This window comes from Rhodopirellula sp. JB055, from assembly GCF_043100905.1.
In the GTDB taxonomy this organism is placed as follows: Bacteria; Planctomycetota; Planctomycetia; order Pirellulales; family Pirellulaceae; genus Rhodopirellula.
Genome location: NZ_JBICHO010000568.1, coordinates 1 through 5208, shown reverse-complemented (window position 1 = coordinate 5208; position 5208 = coordinate 1). Strand labels below are relative to the sequence as shown.

General features: G+C 57.0%; 5 protein-coding genes. 4 read left to right on the top strand and 1 reads right to left on the bottom strand.

The genetic code is table 11. From position 1 onward, the window contains the following. Window positions 1–38: 38 nt before the first annotated feature. From ACF8AM_RS22130 to ACF8AM_RS22115, 4 genes are all read left to right on the top strand, one after another. Window positions 39–983 carry an NAD(P)H-hydrate dehydratase gene (locus tag ACF8AM_RS22130; protein WP_392557739.1) on the top strand — a complete coding sequence of 315 codons (945 nt, stop codon included), beginning with the start codon at window positions 39–41 and terminating at the stop codon, window positions 981–983. Window positions 984–1061: 78 nt separating this feature from the next. Further along, the gene (locus tag ACF8AM_RS22125; RefSeq protein ID WP_392557738.1) at window positions 1062–2033 is read left to right on the top strand and encodes a bifunctional riboflavin kinase/FAD synthetase; all 972 of its coding nucleotides are present in this window, start codon (window positions 1062–1064) and stop codon (window positions 2031–2033) included. Window positions 2034–2048: 15 nt separating this feature from the next. Next, window positions 2049–3041, top strand: coding sequence for a bifunctional oligoribonuclease/PAP phosphatase NrnA (locus tag ACF8AM_RS22120; protein WP_392557740.1), 993 nt, complete (start codon window positions 2049–2051; stop codon window positions 3039–3041). Window positions 3042–3106: 65 nt separating this feature from the next. Next, a complete protein-coding gene (locus ACF8AM_RS22115) occupies window positions 3107–3952 on the top strand; it encodes a hypothetical protein (RefSeq protein WP_392557737.1) in 846 nt (281 codons plus the stop codon). Between the two features lie 346 nt (window positions 3953–4298). Here the strand turns inward: ACF8AM_RS22115 and ACF8AM_RS22110 are convergent. Further along, a partial coding sequence (locus ACF8AM_RS22110) for an ATP-binding protein (RefSeq protein WP_392557736.1) occupies window positions 4299–5208 on the bottom strand: 910 nt, incomplete at its 5' end.

Here is a 5208-nt window from a genome sequence, read left to right as displayed (position 1 = left end):
TCATTTGCATGTCATGATCGACCCTCTGCGAGCCTCAAATGTCATCCTCTGTGACGCCAACCATTCTGACTCAGTCTACCAACCCACCGCCGCTGCGGATTCCGGGGCGAGAAGAGTCCGCTCACAAAGGCAATTTTGGTCGAGTGTTGTTGGTCGGTGGCTCGCGAGGCATGGCGGGATCGATCTCGCTGTCGTCCATCGCAGCGCTGCACACCGGATCGGGGTTGGTAGCGGCTGCGGTTCCGGATCGCATTTTGGACTGCGTCGCCGGATTTCATCCTGCGTTGATGACCATCGGTCTGACCGACGACGGGCAACGGTTTGCGGAGTCGGCGTGGGAATCGATCCAGGATCGCTTGGCCGCTCAAAACGCGGTGGGCTGTGGCCCCGGGATCACAACGGGATCCGGGAGTGCCGCGATTGTTGCTGGTTTGCTTGCGAAAAAGGATCTGCCGTTGGTGCTCGATGCCGATGCGCTGAACATCATTGCGGAGCAGGACTGGTTTGGTGACGACCGATTCAAGCGAAGCAGCGACGATGCAGCGTGCGTGTTGACGCCGCACCCAGGTGAACTGCAACGATTGACGGGAGCTTCCGCAAAGGACGTCGACGCGCAGCTCAAGGCAGCGGAAGAATTGTCGCAGCGATTGGGGCTGACGATCGTCGTCAAAGGCGGCCCGTCGCATGTCGTGGCGAAGCGGGACGGCCAAGCGGGTTCGGTTTGGCAGAACACGACCGGCAATCCAGGGATGGCGACCGCGGGGTGCGGCGACGTGTTGACTGGTATCGTGACCTCGTTGCTGGGGCAAGGGCTGAGCGGTCCCGAGGCGGCGAGGTTGGGCGTCTGGATTCATGGCCGGAGCGGAGATGAGGCGGCGGCGCGTTTCAGTCTGGCGGGAATGACGGCTCTGCATGTTGTGGATACGCTGGCCGTCGTCGCGGATGAAATGACGACGGACTCGGGGCATGGTGATGGGATCTGACGAAAACGAAGTGAATCAGGCATACTGAGCACGCGCCACCTGATTCCATTTGTTTCTCCCCTGCCCTGCCCCGATTGAATGACTTCCCTGATCCACTTGAGCGACCTCGCGGGCGAACCCGACCTGCATCAATCGCTTCAAGGAGGCGCAATCAGCATTGGCAACTTTGATGGGGTGCATCTGGGGCACCGCGTTTTGCTGGAACGAGTTCGGCGGCATGCGGATCGGGTCGGCGGCAAAGCGATCGCGGTCGTGATGGATCCGCATCCAGCGTCGGTGCTGCGGCCGCATGGGGCGCCGCCCAAGCTGACCACCCTGCCCCGCCGGGCGGAGTTGATGTCCGAATTGGGGATCGATCACCTGCTCGTTTGCGAGGCGACTCGAGAATTTTTGAATCAGACCGCCGAAGAGTTTTTTCAGCGATTGATCGTGGAGCAGTTGTCGGGCAAAGCGATCATTGAAGGGCCCAACTTTTTCTTTGGACGCGATCGAGCTGGTAACACAACGCGTCTGAAAGAGTTGGCCGAAGAACGTCAGATTGATGTGGAAATTGTGGTCCCGTCGGTTCGTGACGAACGCTTGGTCAGCAGTTCGCGAGTGCGTGAAGCGATCGCCTCGGGTGATATCTCGCTGGCCAACCAAATGCTCGGCAGCCGGTACTGTTTGACCGGGACCGTGACGACCGGGGCACAGCGAGGTCGAACGCTGGGATTCCCCACGGCCAATCTGGACGGCGTTGAAACATTGATTCCTGAACACGGCGTGTATGCAGCGCTGGCTGCTTTCGAAGGAACTCATGACCGACCGGTCCATCCTGCGGCGGTTCACATTGGTCCCAATCCAACATTTGATGAACGCCAGGAAACCAAAATTGAAGCTCATCTGCTCGACTATGATGGCGATCTTTATGGCAAAACGGTCACGCTGACTTTGCTGAGCCAAGTCCGGAGCGTGCAGAAGTTTGCCGATGCTTCCGCTTTGAAACTACAACTGCAGATTGATTTGCAAACCGTACGAGAGACCGTTTCGTCTCTGCCTTCTCATCCTTGAATGAAAGATCCGCTCGTGGGAGTCAACTGGAAAGCGTTCGTTGAACAACTCAAGCACTATCAATCGTTTGTCTTGGTCAGCCACATTCGACCCGACTGCGATGCATTGGGTAGCGAATTGGGGATGGCGGAAGTCTTGCGAGCGATTGGAAAAGACGTTCGCATCATCAACGCTCACCGAACTCCGCCCGCTCTTTCGTTCTTGGACCCCGCTGGCAACATCGAGGTGCTGGGGGATTCAGTGGAAGCCGAAGACGTGAAAGCGGATTGCATCATGATTCTTGACACCAGTGCATGGGCACAACTCGGCGACATGGGCGATGTCATCCGTGCGTCTCGCGCGGACAAGATGGTGCTCGATCACCACGTGGGCGAAGACGAGCTTGGTGCGAGGATGTACAAGGACTACCAGTCCGAAGCGACCGGGCATTTGGTGGTGCAGGCCGCCGACGCGCTCAACGTGCCTCTGACGCGAACGATGGCGACACCTTTGTTTGCTGCCATTGCAACCGACACGGGATGGTTCCGGTTCCCAAGTGTCACGTCAGACACCTATCGAACGATCGGTCGTTTGATTGATGCAGGCGTGGTTCCTAGTGAGGTTTACGGGGATTTGTATGAGCGGGACACGCTCGGTCGACTGAAACTTCGCGGGCTGATTCTTTCTCGAACCACCACGGAGATGGACGGCACTTTGGTTTACACCTACGTCAACAAAGATGACTTTGAGTTGTGTGGTGCGCAGCCCAATGACACGGAAGACTCGATCAACTTGACCTTGGCCATTCGCGGCACCCAAGCCGCCGTCATTTTTGTGGGGCAAGTGCGAGGTGGATTCAAGCTGAGTTTCCGCAGTCGATGTGGACTGGATTGCAATGAAGTTGCACGTCAGTTCGGTGGCGGTGGGCACAAAGCCGCCGCGGGAGCGTTCTTGGAAGGCACGCTTGATGAGGTCAAAGACCGTGTGCTGCCGGTGATGCGAGAAGCACTCGCTGCTGCGTTGGGTTAGACTGATGTCGGAACCTTATTGACCGTCGCATCACTTCTCGCGTGATGGACCACGTGGGAGTTTCGATGACCGGACATCGTATCGTGTGCCCTCGTTGCAAGACGACCTTGCAGCTTCCCGTCGCGACGGGGGCGTTGAAGGTGAAGTGCCCGAAGTGCGAGCTGATGCTCTCCGTGCGGGCTCCTGTGACGGTCCATGTTCCCGAAGAAAATCTGTTTGATAACCTGCCAGGTTCAGGTTCTTCAGCAGCGGCACCGCCGAGCTCGGTCTTTCGTCCCTCGGGACCGGTCACCGTTTACCAACCGCCCAAAGCCGCGAAAAAGCGAGATGGTGGATCCAAAGCGGTTGTGAAGATCATCAGCACGATCGCAGGCCTTGGGGTGTTGTGCGTCTTGTTGTGTGCAGGAGGAGTTTTTGCGATCAAATATCTAGGGTCGCGTCACAGCGGTTGGACATCGGTGCAATTCAAAGGCTACACGATCAACATGCCGGCCGGCGAAGATCGACGAGACAAGTCCCAGCAGTTCCCCGGAACAACGGTTCATGAGTTAATGGGCAGAAGGAAAGAAACTGGATCTCAGTATTCGCTGGTGGTGGCCCAGTTGCCTGCCGCCATTCCTCCCAACATCTCCATTGAAGAGTTGGCGCAGGACATGCTGATCCGGTTGTCCAGTTCGCACCCCATCACTCGATCCGGTGTCGATGGAATTGCCGGCACCATGCAATCCGGGGCGGGTTTCCTGAAGGGATCGCCCTGTGAGGTTTATCTGCACGAGGGAAACCTCGTCGTGGCAACCTACTCACCCTACTCCGAGATTCGAGACTTAGTCGGAGGCCAGCGTGAGCCAGTTTCAAACGAGAGTGAGCTGGACAAACCTTCGGAGTTCTTTGACTCGTTGCAGTTCAAGTGACGGCATTGGACGCAATCGGATGCCCCTCTCTCTTGGTATTCGGCCAGTCGCAGCTTGTCGATCTCCTCGAGCGTCTGAATCAGTTGCTTCCTAAGCTGGGTTTGCCCTGCAACGGTTTTTGTGGGGTTGGGGGGCTCGTCTGATTGAGCGTCAAAGGCAAACGTTGTGGCGAGCAGCATGACGGCCACGGAAGCACAAGCGGTTTTCATGGGAAGCTCGTTTGGATGCAAGGAGAGGAAATCGTTCTCCAAAGTCCCAGATGGTAAAGCTTCTCCCTGGTGTAGGCAGTTAAGTTGGAGGGTGAATCTTCAATCTTCAACTGTCCTTCACGCCGTTCTAGCCGTGCCTACGCTTGGGTCTCGCTGCGTGAGAGTTCGTTAATGTCGGTGCCGGTGGCAGGCAGGATCATTCGAAAACGAGCTCCGCCACTGGGCGAGTCTTCGACGGTCAAAGAACCACCGTGTTCACGCAGGATTTTGGCGCTGACGGGCAGGCCCAACCCGGTTCCACGAGCACCTTTCTTGGATTCAAACAGCGAGAAGATTTGTTCGCGGTCTTCTTCGGGAACGCCTTCACCGTCGTCTTCCACATCCACGATCCAGCCTTGAGCAGCATCGTAAAATGTTTTGACCAACACCTGCTTGGAAGCCGCGTCGATGGCATTGGTGACCAGGTTCAGGACAGCGCGGTGAATGGCCTCGCCGTCAAAGGTTGCGATCGGCAGTGTGGCTTCCAGGTCTGACACCAAATCGATTTCGCCCTGCCCTGCCCTGCTCTGCATGAGCTCGACCACATCACTGACGACTTCGTTGAGGTTGCCTTCTTGCAGTTCCGGTTCGCGTTCTTTCGAGAACGTCAGCATGTCGAGCACGAGGTTGCTGATTCGCTCCTGATTGCGATCAACAATCGACCAACCTTTACGAATCGCTTCGGTGTCGTTCTTTTGCAACCCTGATTCGATCAAGTAGCTGCCACCTCGAACGCCTTGCAGGATGTTCTTGATGTGGTGTGATAGCGTCGCGATGGTTTGCCCCATGGCGGCCAAGCGTTCGCCCTGGAGGAGTGCTGAGTAATAAAACGTGTCTTCGATCGCGAGTGCGGCTTGATGTCCCACGGCGGTGATCAGCCGCAAGTGTTCATCGTGGAAACGCGTTGCCCCGCCCTTGCGAACCAGTTCGCCTGGCGTGGTGTAAGTGTCGACATACAACATGCCAACGATTTCGTATCGACCTTGCAGCGGAACACAGAGGGCTTCT